The 549-nt window shown below is 65.4% G+C and carries 2 protein-coding genes; both read left to right on the top strand.

Annotated elements, in window-relative coordinates; all coding sequences use genetic code 11:
* The coding region (locus DJ019_RS21480; protein ID WP_240606558.1) for a hypothetical protein at positions 1-262 on the top strand (262 nt) is incomplete at its 5' end.
* An 18-nt stretch (positions 263-280) separates the two neighbouring features.
* Positions 281-549, top strand: a 269-nt coding sequence (locus DJ019_RS21475; protein ID WP_240606557.1) for a hypothetical protein, incomplete at its 3' end; no start/stop codon positions are given.

Here is a 549-nt window from a genome sequence, read left to right as displayed (position 1 = left end):
CCTGGCCCCATGGGTCCTTCTGGTCCTCGTGGTCTCCCTGGCCCCCCTGGTGCACCTGGTCCTCAAGGTTTCCAAGGCCCCCCTGGTGAACCTGGCGAGCCTGGCGCTTCAGGTCCAATGGGTCCCCGAGGTCCCCCTGGCCCTCCTGGCAAGAACGGAGATGATGGGGAAGCTGGTAAGCCTGGCCGCCCTGGTGAGCGTGGACCTCCTGGACCTCAGGGTGCTCGTGGATTGCCTGGAACAGCTGGCCTCCCCGGAATGAAGGGACACAGAGGTTTCAGTGGTTTGGATGGTGCCAAAGGAGATACTGGTCCTGCTGGTCCTAAGGGAGAGCCTGGCAGTCCTGGTGAAAATGGAGCTCCCGGCCAGATGGGTCCCCGAGGTCTGCCTGGTGAGAGAGGTCGCCCTGGACCCCCTGGCAGTGCTGGTGCTCGTGGTAACGATGGTGCTGTCGGTGCAGCTGGGCCCCCCGGTCCCACCGGCCCTACTGGCCCTCCTGGCTTCCCTGGTGCAGCTGGTGCTAAGGGTGAAGCTGGTCCCCAGGGAGCC

It is taken from the genome of Phenylobacterium kunshanense (assembly GCF_003254525.1).
Taxonomy (GTDB): Bacteria; Pseudomonadota; Alphaproteobacteria; order Caulobacterales; family Caulobacteraceae; genus Phenylobacterium; species Phenylobacterium kunshanense.
This window is presented reverse-complemented; position numbering and strand designations above follow the sequence as displayed.